Origin of the sequence: Streptomyces sp. NPDC047706 (assembly GCF_043204795.1) — a bacterium.
Taxonomy (GTDB): Bacteria; Actinomycetota; Actinomycetes; order Streptomycetales; family Streptomycetaceae; genus Streptomyces.
This window is the reverse complement of sequence record NZ_JBIDCW010000015.1, coordinates 119,857-137,749: the sequence shown is the minus strand read 5'-3', so window position 1 is coordinate 137,749 and position 17,893 is coordinate 119,857. Positions and strand designations below refer to the sequence as shown.

17 protein-coding genes and 1 pseudogene are annotated in these 17,893 nt (G+C 73.3%); 8 read left to right on the top strand and 10 right to left on the bottom strand.

The features are described 5' to 3' along the window. Positions 1 to 4: 4 nt before the first annotated feature. On the bottom strand, positions 5 to 676 hold the full coding sequence (locus tag ACGF8A_RS19555; protein ID WP_393109731.1) for a lipoprotein: 672 nt from the start codon (positions 674 to 676) through the stop codon (positions 5 to 7). A 73-nt stretch (positions 677 to 749) separates the two neighbouring features. Then, positions 750 to 1,616 (bottom strand): fructosamine kinase family protein, encoded by an 867-nt coding sequence (locus ACGF8A_RS19550; RefSeq protein WP_393109729.1) that lies wholly within the window; start codon positions 1,614 to 1,616, stop codon positions 750 to 752. 251 nt (positions 1,617 to 1,867) lie between these two features. Here ACGF8A_RS19550 and ACGF8A_RS19545 point away from each other — a divergent pair, with 251 nt between their 5' ends. The 5 genes from ACGF8A_RS19545 to ACGF8A_RS19525 all read left to right on the top strand — a co-directional run bounded on the left by ACGF8A_RS19545 (position 1,868) and on the right by ACGF8A_RS19525 (position 6,915). Beyond that, positions 1,868 to 2,527: a class I SAM-dependent methyltransferase gene (locus tag ACGF8A_RS19545; RefSeq protein WP_393109727.1), complete on the top strand. Its 660-nt coding sequence runs from the start codon at positions 1,868 to 1,870 to the stop codon at positions 2,525 to 2,527. A gap of 29 nt (positions 2,528 to 2,556) precedes the next feature. After that, positions 2,557 to 4,098 carry an FAD-dependent oxidoreductase gene (locus ACGF8A_RS19540; RefSeq protein WP_393109725.1) on the top strand — a complete coding sequence of 514 codons (1,542 nt, stop codon included), beginning with the start codon at positions 2,557 to 2,559 and terminating at the stop codon, positions 4,096 to 4,098. 446 nt (positions 4,099 to 4,544) lie between these two features. Beyond that, entirely contained in the window at positions 4,545 to 4,718 is a 174-nt protein-coding gene (locus tag ACGF8A_RS19535) for a CsbD family protein (RefSeq protein ID WP_393109723.1), read from the top strand. Positions 4,719 to 4,999: 281 nt separating this feature from the next. Continuing rightward, positions 5,000 to 5,710, top strand: a complete 711-nt coding sequence (locus ACGF8A_RS19530) for a tRNA-dependent cyclodipeptide synthase (protein ID WP_393109721.1) — start codon at positions 5,000 to 5,002, stop codon at positions 5,708 to 5,710. Beyond that, entirely contained in the window at positions 5,707 to 6,915 is a 1,209-nt protein-coding gene (locus tag ACGF8A_RS19525; protein ID WP_393109719.1) for a cytochrome P450, read from the top strand. Before ACGF8A_RS19530 ends, ACGF8A_RS19525 begins: the two co-directional genes overlap by 4 nt. A 15-nt stretch (positions 6,916 to 6,930) precedes the next feature. Here the strand turns inward: ACGF8A_RS19525 and ACGF8A_RS19520 are convergent, their stop codons facing one another. Beyond that, positions 6,931 to 8,484, bottom strand: a complete 1,554-nt coding sequence (locus ACGF8A_RS19520; RefSeq protein ID WP_393109716.1) for an APC family permease — start codon at positions 8,482 to 8,484, stop codon at positions 6,931 to 6,933. A gap of 250 nt (positions 8,485 to 8,734) precedes the next feature. Then, positions 8,735 to 9,127: pseudogene (locus ACGF8A_RS19515) on the bottom strand (catalase HPII); the annotation flags it as partial. 58 nt (positions 9,128 to 9,185) lie between these two features. On the opposite strand from ACGF8A_RS19515, the gene ACGF8A_RS19510 reads away from it, so the two are divergent. Then, positions 9,186 to 10,337, top strand: coding sequence for an aromatic acid exporter family protein (locus ACGF8A_RS19510; RefSeq protein WP_393109714.1), 1,152 nt, complete (start codon positions 9,186 to 9,188; stop codon positions 10,335 to 10,337). A gap of 663 nt (positions 10,338 to 11,000) precedes the next feature. Here the strand turns inward: ACGF8A_RS19510 and ACGF8A_RS19505 are convergent. The 4 genes from ACGF8A_RS19505 to ACGF8A_RS19490 all read right to left on the bottom strand — a co-directional run bounded on the left by ACGF8A_RS19505 (position 11,001) and on the right by ACGF8A_RS19490 (position 14,265). After that, positions 11,001 to 12,383: a carbohydrate-binding protein gene (locus tag ACGF8A_RS19505; protein ID WP_393109712.1), complete on the bottom strand. Its 1,383-nt coding sequence runs from the start codon at positions 12,381 to 12,383 to the stop codon at positions 11,001 to 11,003. Positions 12,384 to 12,563: 180 nt separating this feature from the next. Continuing rightward, complete coding sequence (locus ACGF8A_RS19500; RefSeq protein WP_393109710.1) at positions 12,564 to 13,301, bottom strand: metallophosphoesterase; 738 nt, start codon at positions 13,299 to 13,301, stop codon at positions 12,564 to 12,566. Continuing rightward, the gene (locus ACGF8A_RS19495; RefSeq protein ID WP_393109708.1) at positions 13,298 to 13,585 is read right to left on the bottom strand and encodes a BON domain-containing protein; all 288 of its coding nucleotides are present in this window, start codon (positions 13,583 to 13,585) and stop codon (positions 13,298 to 13,300) included. Before ACGF8A_RS19495 ends, ACGF8A_RS19500 begins: the two co-directional genes overlap by 4 nt. Beyond that, entirely contained in the window at positions 13,582 to 14,265 is a 684-nt protein-coding gene (locus ACGF8A_RS19490; RefSeq protein ID WP_393109706.1) for a nucleotidyltransferase family protein, read from the bottom strand. The genes ACGF8A_RS19495 and ACGF8A_RS19490 overlap by 4 nt, the downstream gene beginning before the upstream one ends. A gap of 577 nt (positions 14,266 to 14,842) precedes the next feature. Here ACGF8A_RS19490 and ACGF8A_RS19485 point away from each other — a divergent pair. Both ACGF8A_RS19485 and ACGF8A_RS19480 read left to right on the top strand, forming a co-directional pair. Continuing rightward, entirely contained in the window at positions 14,843 to 15,073 is a 231-nt protein-coding gene (locus tag ACGF8A_RS19485; RefSeq protein WP_393109704.1) for a DUF2945 domain-containing protein, read from the top strand. Positions 15,074 to 15,079: 6 nt separating this feature from the next. After that, a complete protein-coding gene (locus ACGF8A_RS19480; RefSeq protein ID WP_393109702.1) occupies positions 15,080 to 15,412 on the top strand; it encodes a DUF3140 domain-containing protein in 333 nt (110 codons plus the stop codon). A 312-nt stretch (positions 15,413 to 15,724) separates the two neighbouring features. On the opposite strand, the gene ACGF8A_RS19475 is transcribed toward ACGF8A_RS19480, so the two are convergent. Together ACGF8A_RS19475 and ACGF8A_RS19470 are read right to left on the bottom strand one after the other, a co-directional pair. Then, on the bottom strand, positions 15,725 to 16,600 hold the full coding sequence (locus ACGF8A_RS19475) for a thioesterase II family protein (protein WP_393109700.1): 876 nt from the start codon (positions 16,598 to 16,600) through the stop codon (positions 15,725 to 15,727). 229 nt (positions 16,601 to 16,829) lie between these two features. After that, a complete protein-coding gene (locus ACGF8A_RS19470) occupies positions 16,830 to 17,387 on the bottom strand; it encodes a DinB family protein (RefSeq protein ID WP_393109698.1) in 558 nt (185 codons plus the stop codon). Positions 17,388 to 17,893 lie beyond the last annotated feature (506 nt).

Here is a 17,893-nt window from a genome sequence, read left to right as displayed (position 1 = left end):
CGCGTCAGGATGCCCGCAACGTCCGCTTCGCGAGCTCGTACGCCGGGAGCATCGCCTCGTGCTCCGCGGTGTCCAGCCCGCCGAGGTGCAGGACGACCGGGCCGTCCGGTGTGACGACGGCGAGCGCGCGCTCCGTCTTGGTCTCGTCCGTCAGCTCGCTGGTGCACCGGTACCGCACCTCGGTACCGGCGAGGCCGCCCGCCTCGAACGACCGGTACTTCTCCTCGCCCGCCCCCTCGCCGGCGGCCAGGAACTCCTCCAGGACGGTGCGTGCGTCGGCCGCGCCCGGCTCGCCGGTCCAGATCCGCAGGAAGCCGATGTGCCCGGCGGGCTTGGCGTCGACCTCGCAGGCGGCGCTCACCGGCCCCTGCCGCCACACCATGTCGGCGACTTCCTCCGGTACGTCCTCGCCCGGGACGGCGGTGGATTCCGCCTCCCACCGCGCGGCGATGCGGAAGGTGACCGGCAACTCGCAGGGCGAACCCGCCGCACCGATCGTGCCGCCGCTCCCGGCGTCCCCCGCCGCCCCGTCCGCCCGCTCGGGCCCGCCCGCCGCCGACGCGCTCGCGGACGCCTCGGCGTCGTCCCGCGCCGCCTGCCCGCAGCCCGTCAGCAGCGCCACCGCCAGCGCCAGGTGGACCAGCCCCCGCCGCGCGTTCCCCGCCCCGACCCGCACCGTGATGTCCCCTCTTCGATGAGGTCGGCACTGTATCCCGGGTGCCTGCCCGGGAGCTGCGCAGGCCGGGAGGTCAGCGGGCCAGGGTCGCCCTCGCCGCGTCGAGGGCCCGTACGGCGTACGACCGGCCGAAGAGCACCGCGTGCACGAGCAGCGGAAAGAGCTGGTGCAGCGCGACGCGGTCACGCCAGCCCCCGGCGAGGGGGGCGGCCTGCTGGTAGCCGTCGAGCACCTCGTCGAGATGAGGACAGCCGAACAGGCGCAGCATGGCCAGGTCGGTCTCGCGGTGCCCGCCGTGCGCGGCCGGGTCGATGAGCCAGGCGTGTCCGTCGGCGCCCCACAGCACGTTGCCGTTCCACAGGTCGCCGTGCAGGCGGGCGGGCGGCTCGGCGGGCCCCGCGAGTTCCGGGAGCCGCTCGCAGACCTGCTCCACGACGCGGGCCTGCGCAGCGTGCAGGGTGCCGTCGTCCACGGCACGCCGCAGATAGGGCAGGACACGGTGCTCGGCGTACCAGCGGGGCCAGTCGGTGCCGGGGACGTTGCGCATCGGCGCCAGTCCGATCGAGGCGTCCGTCGGGCCGCCCGGCGGAGCGGTCCCGAACGCCCGCGCACCCGTGGCGTGCAGCGCGGCCAGGTCCCGCCCGAACCGCAGCGCGGCCCGCCCGCCCGGACGCCCGTCCGGAACCCGGTCGGTCACCAGCCACCGCCCGTCATGACCGTGCACGGCCGGAACGCGCACCGCGCCCGCGGCGCCGAGCCAGCGCAGCCCCGCCGCCTCGGCTCCCACCCCGCCCGGGGCGTCCTGGCGCTTCACCATCACCACCCGCCCGTCGTCGAGGGTGACCTCGGCGAGTGTGCCGGACACGGGCCGTACGCGGGTGACGGCCCGCCCGGTGAAGCGGGTCGCCGCGGCCCCGGGCCCCTGGTCGCTGGTCTGCACGGCCACCACCGTACGGCAGGGCCGATGCGCGGTTTGCCGTTTCGGCAACGTCGTTTGTCCCCCTGCCCCGGCCGGGCCAGGCTCGAGCTGCGGACACCGCACCAGGCCGGTGCACTTCGCCAGCCGCCGCAGCCCCCGAGAGTCAGGGCGCCCCGGAGAGCCGGACGGCCACTCCTCGGGAGCCGCAGAAGGCAGGACACCCCCAGCCACATCCGGCCCTCCCGGGCCGGATGACAACTCACGGAGATCCCATGACCGCAGTCCCCGCACCCACCGAGCCCGCCGCCTTCTGGGAGGCCCGGTACCGCGACACCGACCGCGTCTGGAGCGGCCGCCCCAACGCCCTGCTCGTCCGCGAGGTGTCCGGTCTGCGTCCCGGCACCGCCCTCGACCTGGGCTGCGGGGAGGGCGCCGACGTGGTGTGGCTGGCGTCCCGGGGCTGGCGGGCCACCGGCGTCGACATCTCGCCCACGGCCCTCGAACGCGCCGCTCTGCACGCCGCGGACGCGGGGGTGGGCGACCGCACCGCGTGGGAGCGGCACGAACTCGGCCACAGCTTCCCCCAGGGCACCTTCGACCTGGTGAACGCGCAGTACCTCCAGTCCCCGGTGGGCATCGACCAGCAGGGGGTGCTGCGGAGCGCCGCCGATGCGGTCGCCGAGCACGGCACACTCCTGATCGTGATGCACGCGGGCTGGCCGTCCTGGCAGGACGAACCCCCCTTCGACCATGTCTTCCCCACGCTGGAGAGCGTCCTCGCCGAACTGGCGCTGCCCGAGGCGGGCTGGTCCGTCGAGACGTCGGAGACGGTACGGCGGGCGAGTGTCTCGCCCGACGGGGAGGAGGGCTACCGGGACGACAACGTGTGGCGGATCCGGCGCCTTCGACCCGACCCGAACGGCTCCGTGTGACCGGCACCTGCCACGGGAACTCGGCGGCCATGACCGAGCAGGCAGCACTCCAGGCGTCGTACTGGCTCGACACCCTTCCGCCCGGTGACCCGGCACCCCCGCCCGCCGCCGACCTCCAGGTCGACGTCGCCGTCGTCGGCGGCGGCATCGCCGGGCTCAGCACGGCATGGGAGCTGACCCGGCGCGGGCACGGGGTCGCGGTGCTGGAGGCCGACCGGATCGCCGCGGGCGTCACGGGCCACACCACCGCGAAGCTCAGCGCCCAGCACACCCTCGTCTACGACCGGCTGCGGCGCACCCGTGGCACCGACGGGGCGCGCCTCTACGCGCGCTCCCAGACGGAGGCCATCCACCACGCCGCCGGGATCGTCGAGGAATTGGGGATCGCGTGCGACTGGGAGGAAACCGCCGCCTACACCTTCGCGCAGGGCCGCCGGCGGATCCCCGAGCTGCGGGCCGAGGCGGAGGCGGCCAAGGAGGCGGGTCTGAGCGCCGAGTTCGTCACGGAGACGGACCTGCCGTTCCCGGTCGCGGGGGCGGTACGGGTCGCGGACCAGGCCCAGTTCCATCCACGCAAGTACCTGCTCGCGCTGGCGGACGCCATCCGCGCCGGGGGAGGGCAGCTGTACGAGGGGACGCGGGTCACCGAGCTCACCGAGGGGGAGCCGTGCGTGCTGACCACGCAGGACGGCATCCAGGTGACCGCGCGCGCGGTCGTCGTCGCCACCCACTACCCGATCTTCGACCGCGCCCTGCTCTTCACCCGCCTCTCGCCCCGTCGGGAGCTCGTGATCGCCGCTCCCGTCGACGCGGCCGAGGCGCCCGACGGGATGTACATCACGCCCGAGCACCGCACGCGCTCGGTGCGCACGGCACCGTACGACGATGACGCGGACGGCAAACGCCTGCTCATCGTGACCGGCGAGCACTTCACCCCCGGCAGCGGCAAGGACACCGAGGAGCTGTTCGCGACCCTCACCAGCTGGGCCGAGCGACACTTCGGCACGCTGCACCTCAGTCACCGCTGGGCCACCCAGGACAACGACTCCACCGACCACGTACCGCTCGTCGGCCCGCTGCATCCCGCGAGCCGCCAGGTCTACGTCGCCACCGGCTTCGGCGGCTGGGGGCTCAGCGGTGGCATCATGGCGGGCCGGCTGCTGTGCGACGAGATCACGGGTGGTGAGGTGCCGCCGTGGAGCGAGCTGTACGACCCGCGCCGCATCGCCCCGGTGCTGCGTGAGGGCGGCGAGTTCCTGCGTCACCAGGCCACCGTCGCCCGGCACTTCCTCGGTGACCGGCTGCCGGGCCTGACCCGCCCGGGCCCGGACGACCTCGCCCCTGGCGACGGCGCCGTCATGCACATCGGTGGCCGTCGCTGCGCGGTGCACCGGGACGAGGACGGCCGGCTGCAGGCGGTGTCCGCGCGCTGCACGCACCTGGGATGCCTCGTGGCGTTCAACCGGGCCGAGCAGGCCTGGGAGTGCCCCTGCCACGGCTCCCGCTTCGCCCCCGACGGACAGGTCGTGCAGGGCCCGGCGGTACGGCCGCTGGAACAGCGGGACATCTGAGGGGGCGCCCGGCGGCTTCCGGCCAGGGCCCCTACAGCTCCCGCCGGGGAGGGGTACCGGGTGGTGGGCGGGACGAGGTCCTCCATGGACGGCCCCGTCGGGGGCGGTGCCGCCCGGCTGGATCACCCGGCCGCGACGGTCGCGGGACGGTGGCGCTCTGGCCGGATCCCGACGGCCTGCGCGGCCGCCGTACAACATGTGCGCTCGGCGTGGGCCGCACGGCGCGGTCGGCGGCGTGGCCGTGCGCCACGTCTCCTCGGCGCCTGACGGACGCGTGACCTGCGTGACGCGGGCGCGGGAGCCGCTCCCCGCTCCCACCGGCCGATCACGGTGACCGGTGGGCACCTGGTCCACCGGGCCCGGATGAGCCGGCGGTGTTTGAGCCTCGCGGAGCGGGCCACCCGGTGGGTGACAGCGAACGCCGCCGATGCTTGGAGTGAACGATCGTGGCGCGAGAGCAGAAGGCCAAGGCCAAGATGGAAGAGGCCAAGGGCAAGGCCAAGGAGGCGGCCGGCCGCGCGGTCGGCAACGAGCGGATGACGGCCGAGGGCAAGGCGGAACAGTCCAAGGGCGACGCTCGTCAGGCCAAGGAGAAGACCAAGGACACGTTCAAGCACTGAACGCGTCGCAAGTGGAGCGGGCTCCCTGTGTGCGGGGAGCCCGCCCGTTCGTTGTCGTGGGGCGAGCGGGAGCCCGCATCTCGTCCGGCGTCCCCGCGGCGGCCGGGGGAGCCCGGCGCGGGGACGCTTCCCGGCTCTCGACAGTTGCTACGAGCGTTTTCGGCCAATCTCACAGCGTTACTAGGCGGGCACGTCCCGTGCGGATAGCGTGAGCGCGCCGCGTCGCCACACCGGGGGCACAGGGCCCCGCAGGGACTTGCGCGCGGCGGAGGCCTACCCCTTTGACCACAGCATCCGTGCTGATGGCCGACGTCTTCCAGGTTCAGCCGTACACATCCCACTGCGAGGTGATCCACGCCGAGGGCGCGCATGCCGTCATCGGCGTCTCGCCGGGCAACAGCTACTTTTCCGCCCGGCGGCTGCACGACCTCGCCCGCTGGGGGCTGGACCACTTCGAGAAGATCGACTTCGTCTACACCGACCTGTACCTGGCCGAGATGTACGAGGCGACCGGCTACGCCCCCGACGACGCCCGCAGAAAGGCGGTGAAGAATCTCCGGGGCGTGCGCGCGAAGGTCCGCGACGCGGCCACCGCCGCCGACCCGGAGGGGGCGCGGCTGCGCTGGCAGCCGATGTCCGACTTCCGCTCCAACCCGGCGTACCAGGAGATCCACCGGCGGCTGAAGAGCCGGCTCCGCACCGACGACGACTTCCGCGCCGTGTGCGAGGCCCTGGTGACCCGGTTCCTGAGCGCACGCGGGGAGGAGGTGAGCGAGCAGCGGCAAGCGGTGTGCCTGGAGTACGTGTGCGCCGAGGCCCCGCTGTTCCTCGACACCCCCGCGATTCTCGGTGTGCCGTCCTCGCTCAACTGCTACCACCAGCTCCTGCCGATGGCGGAACTGCTCTACTCGCGTGGCGCCGGCCTGCGCGCCTCCCGCAACCAGGGCCACGCCGTGGTCACCCCCGTCACCGCCGAAGGAGCCACCACATGACCATCGCGCCTGACACCGCCCGCGCCACGGACGTGCTCGACTTCCCGTTCTCGTGGGACGGGACGCGGGTGCCCGCCGAGGTGGAGGCGCTGCGTGCCACGACTCCGGTACGGCGGGTCCGCACGATCGCCGGCGACGAGGCCTGGCTGGTGTCCTCCCACGGCCTGTGCCGGCAGGTGCTGGAGGACGACCGGTTCTCCTTGAAGGACACCTCCGCACCCGGCGTCCCGCGCCAGTACGCGCTGACGATCCCGCCCGAGGTCGTGAACAACATGGGCAACATCACCGGCGCCGGGCTGCGCCGGGCGGTGATGAAGGCCCTCAGCCCCAAGGCGCCGGGTCTGACCGAGTGGATGCGTGCCGAGGCCGAACGGCTGGTCGACGCCCTCGTCGAGGCCGGTCCCACCGCGGATCTGCGGGCCGCGTTCTGCGATCCGTACTCGGCCGGGATGCACTGCCGCATTCTCGGCATCCCGCAGAGCGAGGCGCCGCGGTTCCTGCGCAGCCTGGACATCGCGTTCATGAACTCGCCGTGCCCCGTCACCGGGGCGAAGATCAACTGGGACCGGGACATCCGCCGTATGACCTCGCTGCTGGACGATCCCGCGACCCGGGGCCTGATGGGCGAACTCGCCGCCCTGCGCGACGACCCCGACTACGCGCACCTGACGGACGAGATGCTGGCCACCGTCGGCGTCACCATGTTCGGCGCCGGCGTCATCTCCACCGCCGGATTCCTCGCCATGGCGCTGGTCCACCTGCTCGTCCACCGCGCCACCTGGGACCTGCTCCGGGACCAGCCGGAACTGCTCGACCGAGGGCTGGAGGAGCTGCTGAGGGTCAACCTCTCCATCGGTGACGCCCTGCCCAGGCTGGCCCTCGCGGACGTCCGGCTGGGCGACGTGGAGGTCAAGAGGGGCGAGCTCGTGCTGGTCCTCGTCGAAGGGGCCAACCTCGACCCGCAGAAGTTCCCCAACCCGCACCGCTTCGACGTCCACCGGGAGAACGCCGCAGACCATCTCTCCTTCGGCGGCGGCTCCCACTACTGCCCGGCGACCGCCCTGGGCCGCGCCCACGCCCGGATCGCCCTGGAGGTGCTCCAGCGGCGCCTGCCGGAGCTGAGCCTCGCCGTGCCGGTGGAGCAACTCGTGTGGCGCACGGGCTTCATGAAGCGCATCCCGGAGCGGCTGCCGGTCGCCTGGTAGCGCCGGCGCCCGACGTCAGTCCTTGGCGACCAGCGCGGGCGTCGACGCCGTCAGCACCTCACCGCGGAAGAAGGCCGGGTTGCGCCACCGCATCACGGACATGATCACCAGGCCCAGGGCCAGGAGCCCGACGCCGATCACGAACACCGACCCCACCCCCAGCACGGACGAGCCGCTGCCGTACGCCGGGTCCCACATGTCGACCAGCGTCTTGGCGAACACCGCCGCCAGCAGCACACCGCCGACCACGGGGAACAGCCCCTTGAACACCAGGTCGCGGCCGGAGCGCAGCAGCTCCGCACGGAAGTACCAGGCACAGGCGAAGGCCGTCAGGGCGTAGTAGAAGCAGATCATCAGGCCGAGCGCGTAGATCGTGTCGACCAGCACGTGCTCGCTGACCAGCGTCATCAGCGTGTAGAACACGCCGGTCGCGACACCCGCGGTGACCGTGGCCCGCCCCGGTGTCCTGAAGCGGGGATGCACCCGGGCGTACGAGGCGGGCAGGGCCTCGTACGTCGACATCGCGAGCACCGTGCGGGCCACCGGGATGAACGTGGTCTGGAGGCTGGCCGCGGCCGAGGCGAGGACGGCGACGAAGAGCAGGATGCCGAGGGCGGGGCCCATCACCGGCCCGGCGAGCGCGGCGAAGACGTTGTCGGAGGTCTCGGGGTTGGCGAGGCCGAGCCCCTGGTCGCCGGAGCCGACGACCATCTGCGCCGCGACTCCGGTGGCCAGGTACGAGCCGACCAGCACGACCATGGCGACCAGGGCCGCGCGGCCGGGTGTGCGGCTGCTGCCGCTGGTCTCCTCGTTGGCGGTCAGGCAGGCGTCCCAGCCCCAGTACATGAAGATCGACAGCGACAGGCCGGCGGTGAACGCGCCGAACGACTGCACGGCGAACGGATTCAGCCATGACCACGAGAAGTCCGCCGAGGTCGGGAAGTCCGGCGTACCCGCCTTGCCGAAGGCCATCGCCACGAACACGGCCAGCACCACCAGCTGCAGCGCCACCAGCGCGTACTGCACACCCTTGGTCGCGGTCATCCCGCGGTAACTGATCACCGTCGCGACAGCGATCAGCGCGAGGCAGGTGAGGATGTGGACGGCCCTGTTCCCGTCCAGGGCGGCGACGGACTCGCTGCCGGTGATCTCGCCGGCCAGCAGCCAGAAGTAGGAGGTGGCCACGCCGGCCAGGTTCGACAGGACGATGATCGTGGCGATCACCAGCCCCCAGCCGCACATCCAGCCCACGCCCGGCCCGAACGCCTTCACCGTCCAGGTGAACGAGGTGCCGCAGTCCGGCATCACCCTGTTCAGCTCGCGGTACGCGAAGGCCACCAGCAGCATCGGCAGGAAACCCGCGAGGAAGACGGCGGGCATCTGGACGCCCACCTCGCCCGCCGTGGAGCCGAGCGTCGAGGTGAGGCAGTACACCGGGGCCACGGTGGACACACCGATGACCGCGCTGCCCAGCAGGCCGACGGAGTTCCCGCTCAGGCCCTTGGCGCGCATGCCTCCGGAGGCCGCGTCCGTGTCTGCGGCCTGGGGCCGTACGTCCAGCTGAGTCATGAACAGGACGTTAATTCCTGCGGTTTCCGTGCCAGCTCGATGTGACGTCGGCCTGGCCCGACGCTTCATTTCCAATTATTCCACGGTACGGCACTCAGTTTGCCTGTGTTTTGAAGGTCAATCTTGGATCTTGATCCGGGCTTCCAAAGTCGACTCCCGGCCGCCCGCCGTTCGGTAATCGCAGCCGGGCCCGATGTGGCGCATCGCGAACTTTCCGAGTGATCCGCGCCACACCGAGCCTGGCGTCTCCTCACACGCGCGGCGCGAACCGCTCCCACACCCGGTGGCTCTTCAGCAGCCCGGAGATCTCCTCCAGGACACCGGTCCCGGACTCGCCGGTCACCACGCCGGGCGCGTCGTCGGGCACGCCCGCGGCCTCAAGCGCGGCCTGCGCGCCCGCCCAGCCGCCGATGGCCTTGCCGTGCCGGAACGCCTCGCCCAGCATCAGCAGCACCCTCGGATCGGTGGGCCGCGCGCCGTTCGGCTCGCCGTTGCCCGCCTTGGCGTCCCTGGCCCCGTAGGCGTCGCCGCCCGGCCCCGGCACGCCCGCCAGCAGCAGGGCGTCGAACTCGATCGAGCGGGCCGTGGCGAACGTCCGCTGCACCGTGACCGGCTCGCCCTCCGGGTCGAGCTTGGCTCCTGAGCCGAACCGTCGGCATTTCTGCCAGTTGTAAAGCTTGCCTGCGTGGCACCTGAGTGGCATGGGATGGATACGCACGACAGGGCACAGGGGCAGGCGTGGCTACGACGCCGCCGTGGACGCGGTACGGCGGGCCTGCTCGGCCCCGGGACGGGAGCGCGACCTGGCGGTGCAGGCCGCGAAGGCGGCGCTGGCCGCATGGGTGGCCTGGGCGGTGGTGGGGTGGTGGCTCCAGGCGCCCATGGCCTTCGTGGCGCCCTGGGTGGCGGTCGTGCTGGTGGAGTCGACCGTGTACCGGTCCGTGGCGCACGGCCTGCAGCAGCTGGCGGCCATCGCCTTCGGCACGGTGGCGGCCACCGCGGGCGTGCTGGCCCTGGGCAACGCCATGGCCGCGATGGCTCTTGTCCTTCCGCCGGCGGTCATCGTCGGCAGCTGGCGGCAACTGGGCAGCCAGGGCATCTACGCGGCCACCGGAGCGCTGTTCGTCCTCACCGACCCGAACGTCGGCGTCACCGGTTCGGCGGCCCGGATCGCGCAGGCCCTCTTCGGCGCGCTGGTGGGCATCGCGGTCAACGCGCTGATCCGCCCGCCCGTGTACCTGCGTGACACCCGGGCCGCCCTTGAGGACGCGGCGGGCGAGGCCCACGCCATCCTGACCTCCGTCGCCGAAGGGCTCCGGGAGGACGAGTGGGACGCCCACCGCGCCGAGGGCTGGCACGAACGGGCGCTGCGCCTGCGGCGGCTGGTCGACCAGGCCCGCTCATCCCTGGGCTGGAGCCGCGAGAGTCTGCGCGTCAACCCGCTCGGCTGGCGCCGGCAGTCCTCGCCCGGCCGCGCGTACGACGATGCCGTCGTCGTCCTCGACTACGTGGCCGTCCACACCGCCGGCGTGACCCGCACCGTGAGGGAGGTCGCCGAGGAGAAGCGCGGCCCCACCCGGCCGGACCCCCGGATCGCCGGCCCGTACGCGGACTTCCTGTGCCGCGCGGCCGAGGCGATCCACCTGTACGCCAGGACCCGCTTCGGCGACGGATCCGAGGACGAGCTGCGGGAGTCCGTCGACAAACTCGACCGGGCCCTCGACGCCCTGCGGGAGCAGCTGCCCGGGCGGGTCCCGAACGGCCCTGAGGCGCTGGCCGTCCATGGTGCGCTGCTGGCACAGGCCAGCCGCCTTGCCGAGCAGCTGCCCCGGGAAGCGGAGCGCCGCGAGTGACGCCCCGTCATCCGAGGAGAGGTTGAACTCTGCAACTCTGCGCATTCTGCAGGCTTTCGCATCCATCGTGTGGATGCGGTGTCACCGGATGCCGGAGGTACTGCTCTACACCCTTACACCCTGAGGGGATGGTGACATGCCTTCCACCGAGAAGATCACCACGGAAGTCCAGAGCACCGACATCGACGCGGTGCTCGACCCGGCCGAGGCCGACGGCGTCTGACGCGACAGCCGCGAGTGCGCCGCGCTCGCCCTGTCCGACGACGGCGGTTCCCTGCTGCTGTCGCCGCCGACCCCCGCGGCCCAAGCAGGGACAGAAGTCCTTGGCCGCCCACCCGCCGCGTCCGGGCGCCGGCGGCACCGTCGCGTGGAGCCACTGGTCGATGACCCGGGGGCTGAGCCGCTTCGCAGCCGGCGCACCGGCGCCGGGGAACCCGACGCCGTCCGGCTCGACGGGACGAGCCGGCAGCAACTGGCCCACCGGCTCGCGGTGCCGGCCCCGCTCGCCCTGCCCGGCGAGGACTGCGCCGTGGCCCGGGTGGACCGGAGCCGTCGCGTGCCACCGGATACGCCGTCCCCCACGTCGTCTTCCCTACTGCGACGCGGGGGCGGCACCGGACGAGGCGGTGCGCCGTGTCCGATGCCGCCGGGCCCGAGGGACCGTCACACGCGCTGCCACAGCGCCGGCGTGGCGGCCGGCGACCAGGCGCCCTGCGCCTGGTGGGACTGCAGGCACTGGTAGCGGACGCCGTCGTGGACCACCGTGGCCCCGATGTGGTAGACCCGGCCGGCGGCCCATCCGTCGGCCTGCCCGCCGTCCTGCTGACCCGGCGCCGAGGCACCGGTCGAGGCCGTCTTCAGCGTCAGCCCGTAGTCGCCGAGGACCGGGTTGACCGGCTGGTAGAACGTCGTGCCGCCCCTCGTGCAGTCACCCGTGCCGCCCGAGGTCACACCCTGTGCCTGGGCGCCCGAGACATACGGGCCACCGGAGTCGCCCGGCTCGGCGCACACCGTCGTCCGGGTCAGCCCGTCGACGACGCCCTCGGCGTAGCTGACACTCGTGCCGTGCTGCTGGATCGTGCCGCAGTGCCAGCCCGTGGTGGAGCCGGACCGGCACACCGACGCCCCGACCAGCGCCTCGACGGAGCCGCCGATCTGCACGGTCGCGCCCTCCTCGCCCTTGACGTTCGCGGTGGCCGTCCAGTCCCCGCCGGCCGAGACCCACGCCATGTCCTTGCCCGGGAACGCGGAGGCCTGGAAGGCGCCCTGTTCCGCCTGGTCGTAGCCGGTCGTCCGGTCGCCCGGGTCACCGCAGTGGCCGGCGGTGGCGAAGCCCTGCCGAGCGCCCTTGGTGACCGAGAAACCGACCGAGCAGCGGGCCGCGCCGTTGACGTAGTACGCGTCGCCCCCGGTGATGTCCGCCATCAGATGCGGCCGGTTCGACGACACCTTCACGTCGACCTGCTTGGTGTCGAGGCCGGCGGCCCGCAGGAAGGCGTCCGCGGCAGACCTGCTCGCCGCCTCGAGTACGACCTTGTTCCTCGGCACGTCGACGAACCACTGCGGGGCGTTGCGCGTGCTGACCAGTGAGGCGGCCTTGTCCAGCTTGCCCTTGACGGCCGTGAGGTCGGCCAGGGTCGCCTTGACGACCGCGGCCTTCGCGCCCTGCCCCTGGATGGTGGTCACGTCCGCCGTGCTGGTGGTCGCGACGGTGAGCGTGCCCGAGGTGGCGCCGCTGAGCCAGGCGCCGGCGAACCGCTCGCCCAGCGCCAGGCGGAGGCGACCCGCGCGGGTGCCCGCCTCCGCCTCGTTCACCAGCCGGGTCGCCGCCTGCTGCCCGGTCAGACCGAGGTCGCGTTCCAGCGCGCGCAGCACCTGGGCCGACGGCCGGTCGGCCCCGAGCGTCTGGGTCGCCGAGGGCAACGGCCCCGCCAGTGGCGGCGGCTCGGCCTCGGCCGCCGCGGTCGAACAGATCCCGCTCAGCAACAACGTGCCGACCGCGGCCAGGGCCGTACGGCGCCCGGCCGCGGCATGTCTGTGCACCATGCGAAAGGTCTCCTTCCAGTCAGGTACGGGGAGAAACCGTCCCGAAGCCCTAGGGCTTGCCTGGAAGGGGCCGCGGAATGTCCGTCCCGCGGGTGTTTCGCGCTTTGGTGAGGCGAAGGGGCGCCAAGTGCAGTACGCCGCCCGCCGTCGCCGGGTTCGTCCCGGTACGGCGCCCCGCGGCTACGGCAGCCGCGCACCCACGGGCACGTGGTAGACGTGGAACGCCCGGCCGATCACCGGCTGCGCCACGTTGCGTACCCGGACGCCGCCGCTCGTCATGCCGTGCTCGGTGCCGGCGTGCGCGTGCCCGTGCACCGCGAGGTCGGCGCCCGCGGTGTCGATCGCCTCGGCCAGCAGATAGCTGCCGAGGAACGGATAGATCTCCAGCGGCTCACCGGCCAGCGTCTCCGGCACGGGGGAGAAGTGCGTCAGGGCGACCCGCACGTCGCAGTCCTCGACGGCCAGCTGCTCGAGCGCCGTGCGCAGCCCGTCGGCGCACCGGCGGGAGTACCGCACGAACTCCTTCATCAGCGGCTCACCGAACTCACCGGCGCTGCGCCCGACGAAGCCGCCGCCGAACCCCTTGGTGCCCGCCACCCCGATGCGGCTTCCGCCCGCGGTCACGACCGTCGCCCGTCCCTCCAGCACCTGGGCACCGGCGTCCTCCAGGATGGCCGTGACCTCCCGCGGACGGTCGTCGTGGTGGTCGTGGTTGCCGAGCACGGCGACGACGGGCACCCCGAGATCCGCGATCTCGCGTGCCACCACCCGGGCCTCGTCCGCGGTGCCGTGCCGGGTGAGATCCCCGGCCAGCAGCAGGACGTCGGCACACTCGGGCAGCGTCTCGAACGCCGGGCGCAGCACGCCCTGGCTGTCGGGACCCATGTGGATGTCCCCGACGGCGGCGATCCGGATCATGTGAGGTCCTCCGCGTGATCGGGCGAGGACGAGTCGGTGACCACGAGGTCGCAGTGCACCGGCAGCCCGGCCAGCTCCTCCTGGGCGAGACGGCGTACCTCGTCACGGCAGCGGGCGGAGGGCACGGTGCCGGTGAGCAGCACCGCCTCACCGCGCACCTCGATGCGCACCCCCAGCTCACCGAGGTCCCCGGCGGCGAGGCGGTCACGCAGGTGCGCGACGCGGTACTCCAGGTGCTCGGTGGCCGGAGCGCCGGAGACGCCCCCGGCGTCGGGGCCGGTCATGACTGCTCCTCCCGCGAAGTGATCACGCTCAGGCGTTCGAGGAGGAAGAGGAAGGCGGCGGCCATCGGCTGGTCCCCGATGTCCTGACGGATCCGCTCCCAGTCGACCTTCTCGCGCAGCGCACGGGCGATCGGCAGGACCGCGCCGAAGTCGCAGTGGTGCTCGGAGAAGGCGGCGAGCAGGCTCGACAGCAGGTCGGTCGGCGCCAGCACCGGCATGCGCACCGAGTCCACGGGGATCTCCTGCGCCCGCTCCAGCATGCCCGTCGAGACGGGGCGGTGCGCCAGCTCGAAGATGATGTCGATGTCCTGCCCGAAGCATGTCGACTTCAGCAGCCAGTCCTCCGGCGGGGTGTGGACCGGCAGCCCGGCGCCGCGCAGGGTGGCCGCGACGGCCTCGGCGTCCTCGGGCCTGATGCAGAAGTCGGCGTCGTGCTGAAGGTTCTCGCCGGCACCGTGGGCGTACGCGGCCACACTGCCCGCCAGCGCGAAGTCATGCCCGCCCCGCTTGAGCAGCGTGCCGACCTGCTTGGCCGCTTCGAGGATCGCCTGGTTGCGATCCCGGGGCAGGTCGCTCGCCGCCTCCGGCGCCGGCCGCTCCGCGGGCGGCTGCGCCGCCACCCGGAGACCGGGGCCCTCGGCACGTGCGGCGAGCGTCGCGTCGTCGCCGTTGTGCACCATCCCGATCACTCCCTCCGCGCTAGCCCTGGGTACCCTCCCTGCACGGTTCGACACCGCCCGTACCGGCGCGTGCACCGCTGTGCCCCGGCGGACACGACCGACCCCTGCCCCCCGCCCGGGCCGGTGGGCCCCCGGGCGGACGGTCCGCACGGCGAACACCGGGTCGAGGGTTTCGACGAGCTGCTCGACGGCGACGGCGACCCGCCCGGGGCATCGCCGGGCCGGCAACGCACGCACGTGGTGGGGGCCTGCGCCGGGGACAGCACCGGCAGCTTCGCCGCAGGGCGCGCGAGGGCGCCGATGTCACTCTCGCCGTCCGCTGCACGGCAGCGGACGACCGCGTCGCCGAGGACATCGCCGCTTCGATGGGCAACCAGCGGTACGCCGTCGACGCCGGCAACGCGCGACGCCTGTGGACCCTGTCGGAGGACCTGCTCGCACAGGCCCGCTGAAGGCGCCCGGAGCGATGACGGCCCGGATGCGCCACGCCGCCGCCTCACGCAGCGTGGAGGGAGACACACAAACAACCCGGGGGCCCGGCACCGTCCGACGCGCCCGCCCGGACGAGGAGAACCTCATGGCGAAGGACAGGAAGCGGGACGAACCCCTGAAGCGCGGTGACGAGGTCACCTGGAGCAGCCACGGCAGCGAGGCGGAAGGCAAGGTGCAGAAGAAGATCACCAAGCGGACGCGGGCCGCCGGCCGGACCGTGGACGCCTCGCCCGAGGAACCGCAGTACGAGGTGCGCAGCGACAAGTCCGGCAGGCCGGCGGTGCACAAGCCGTCGGCCCTGCGGAAGAAGAAGTGACACGACGTGGACGACGACGAGAAGCGGGAGACCTGGGAGGCGTTCGACGAACTGGTCAACATGACGCCGTCCGCGCTGGACGACTGGCTGGCCACGGACACCTCCCGCGACGCGGGCCAGCACGGGGGCGGCGGTGAGTCCACCGGGCACGCCTCCGGGCGCCGCATTCTCGCCATTCTGCGCGGCAGCAGGAGCGACCTGTCGGACGACGACTACCAGCACATGCGCAAGGTTGTCGGCTACATCCGCCGCCACCTGGCGCAGCGGCCGTCGGGGGACGTGCGCGACTCCCGCTGGCGCCACTCTCTCATGAACTGGGGCCACGACCCGCTGGCGTGACAGGGCGGCCGCCCGGAGCGTACCGAGCGGCCCGCCGCCCGCGCCCGTCAGCAGCGGACGAAGACCAGCGCCGCGTTCTGCCCGCCGAAGCCGCAGGCGGCACCGACCGCGGCCGCCACCGGTGCGGGCCGCGCCGCCGCGCAGCCAATAGCACGGAGACGTCCAGAACGGTCAGCTCCAGCCCCCAGCAGCCAGGCACATCACCCCTGCCCCCAGCAGCCAGGCACATCACCCCTGCCCCCAGCAGCCAGGCACATCACCCCTGCCGCCCGGCCGCGCCCGGCGACGCGGCCGGGGTGCGCGCCGCGTCGCTCATACGGCCGGCACCGTGTTCTCCCCGACCGCCGTGCTACGGCAGACCGACGCCCGGTCGCAGACCACCGCGCTCCGGCGGTCTCCCACGTGCTCCGCCGCCACCGCGTGCTCCGCGGCCCGCGCGAGGTCGGCGACCACCTGCTTCACCAGCGCCGCGGTCCGCACGTTCGGGTACATGTGCGCACCACGGAAGAGCCGGGGCTCAGCAGGTGCGGCGAACAGGCTGTTCCAGGTGGCGAGCTGCTCCGCGCTGGTGGTCGGGTCCTGCTTGCCGCCGTACAGGGCCAGGGGCACCTCGAGCGGCGGCTCGGGCCGATGGCGGTGGTGCAGCAGCAGCAGACAGTCGGCCAGCAACGGCGTGCCCACGCCCGCGAGCAGTCGCGCGTCGTCGAGCAGCCACTGCGGCACGGGGCCACCGATGAGCATGGCCAGACCATCCGTGCCCGCGGTCAGCAGGGGCACGAGGCCCTTGGCGTAGGCACCGTCCTGGGGTCCGCTCAACGCGGACAGTCCCGCCCAGATCGGCATGCGTCCGCCGTCCCGCCGCAGCCGTCGCGTCGTCTCGAACGCCATCAGCGCCCCCACGCTGTGACCGAACACCGCGAACGGCCGCGCATCGGCCGGGTCGTCGAGGATCTCCGCCAGGCGCGCGGCGAGGTCCGCGGGGTCCGTCAGTGACGGCTCGTCCGCCCGGGGGCCGCGGCCGGGCAGTCTCACCGTGCACAACTCCACCCACCGCGGCAGGTGCTCCAGCCACGGGTGGAAGAAGTCGGCGCCCGCGCCGGCCGGTGGCAGGCAGTGCAGCCGCACCGCCGCCTCGGGGCGCTCACCGAGGACAATCCGTTCAGGTCCGGCCAGTTCCCGGCTTCGCACCCTGCACACTCCCAGCTCGGTTCGGCGGCTCGTACGGCCCTCAGCCGAGGCGGATACCGAAGCACCAGGGTCGGACACCCGGCAGGGCACAGCAGCCTTCACCGTGCCGGGCACGGCCGAGCGAGGGAACGAGCACCGCCGTGGCGGACGCGCCATTCACCGAAACGCCGCATGGGGCGCGCCAGGCCTCGGTGCCGCCCGCCTGCCGGAGCGGCAGGCGGGCGGCCGGTCAGCCCATGCTCTTGGTGCCGTCCAGGGACTCCCGGATGATGTCGGCGTGACCGGCGTGCTGAGCCGTCTCGCCGATGAGGTGCAGCAGGACCCGGCGGACGGACCAGCGGGTGCCCGGCTCGTGCCAGGGGGCAGGCGGCAGCGGCTGGGACAGGTCGAGGTCGGGCAGCGTCCCGACCAGTTCGTCCGTTCGGCGGGCCACCTCCGTGTAACGCTCCAGCACGCCCGCCAGCGTCTCGCCGGGCAACAAGCGGAACTCGTCGGCCCGCGCGGCCCAGTCGGCCTCGGTCATGCTGTTCCAGTCGCCCAGGACCTCGGGCCCGTGCTGGATGAAGTCGACCCAGGACCGTTCGACCGAGGTGACGTGCTTGATGAGGCCGCCGAGGCACAGTTCGCTGCTGGTGGTGCGCCGTCCGGCCTGTTCGTCCGTCAGGTCACGGGTGGTCAGGCGCAGGAACCGGCGATGGTGAGCCAGGGCCTGAAGCAGGTCGGCGCGCTCGCCGGTGGCCTCCGGCGAGGTCTTGGTCGGGGTGGTGGCGTGATGCGTCGCGGTCATCGTCTCCGGCTTCCGTCAGCGGTGTTCCGTGTTCCGTGGACGCGTCCCACACTAGGAGCCATATAGGACAGATCCTGACCTGAAGGCGCGGGAACCCAGGGGGACTGGAGAACTCCGCCGCGCGGGCTCCCCACGCATCCGCGCACAACGCCCGCTCGACCACGCCGGTGCGGACGGCGGCGGCGAGCCAGGCACGGGCGAAGATGTCCGTGTCGGCCGGGAGCAGGCGGCGGAAGGCGTCGCGTGCGCCGTCCGCGGCGGCGCCCTGGAGTTCGTCGAGGAGATCGGCCGCCGTGGCGAGGCCGGCCCGGCGCAGGCGGATACCGTCGCCCGATCCGCCGCGGGCGGCGGCCGGCACGCGAGGGCCGCCTGAAACCGCCTGGCGCACGCGACGGCGCAGCAGGTGCATCCCCGCCACCGGCCGCGGCCGGTGGCGGGGACGGTCCCGGTGGGCAGGTCCGCGTGCTGGAGGCGGTCCAGACCCAGGCCCACCCTCGCGGCGGGGT

Bases quoted from the DNA above. Each gene is read 5' to 3' on its own strand.
- ACGF8A_RS19545 (WP_393109727.1), top strand. From the start codon at position 1,868: ATGACCGCAGTCCCCGCACCCACCGAGCCCGCCGCCTTCTGGGAGGCC.
- ACGF8A_RS19540 (WP_393109725.1), top strand. From the start codon at position 2,557: ATGACCGAGCAGGCAGCACTCCAGGCGTCGTACTGGCTCGACACCCTT.
- ACGF8A_RS19525 (WP_393109719.1), top strand. From the start codon at position 5,707: ATGACCATCGCGCCTGACACCGCCCGCGCCACGGACGTGCTCGACTTC.
- ACGF8A_RS19520 (WP_393109716.1), bottom strand. From the start codon at position 8,484: ATGACTCAGCTGGACGTACGGCCCCAGGCCGCAGACACGGACGCGGCC.
- ACGF8A_RS19510 (WP_393109714.1), top strand. From the start codon at position 9,186: ATGGGATGGATACGCACGACAGGGCACAGGGGCAGGCGTGGCTACGAC.
- ACGF8A_RS19505 (WP_393109712.1), bottom strand. From the start codon at position 12,383: ATGGTGCACAGACATGCCGCGGCCGGGCGCCGTACGGCCCTGGCCGCG.
- ACGF8A_RS19500 (WP_393109710.1), bottom strand. From the start codon at position 13,301: ATGATCCGGATCGCCGCCGTCGGGGACATCCACATGGGTCCCGACAGC.
- ACGF8A_RS19495 (WP_393109708.1), bottom strand. From the start codon at position 13,585: ATGACCGGCCCCGACGCCGGGGGCGTCTCCGGCGCTCCGGCCACCGAG.
- ACGF8A_RS19490 (WP_393109706.1), bottom strand. From the start codon at position 14,265: ATGGTGCACAACGGCGACGACGCGACGCTCGCCGCACGTGCCGAGGGC.
- ACGF8A_RS19485 (WP_393109704.1), top strand. From the start codon at position 14,843: ATGGCGAAGGACAGGAAGCGGGACGAACCCCTGAAGCGCGGTGACGAG.
- ACGF8A_RS19470 (WP_393109698.1), bottom strand. From the start codon at position 17,387: ATGACCGCGACGCATCACGCCACCACCCCGACCAAGACCTCGCCGGAG.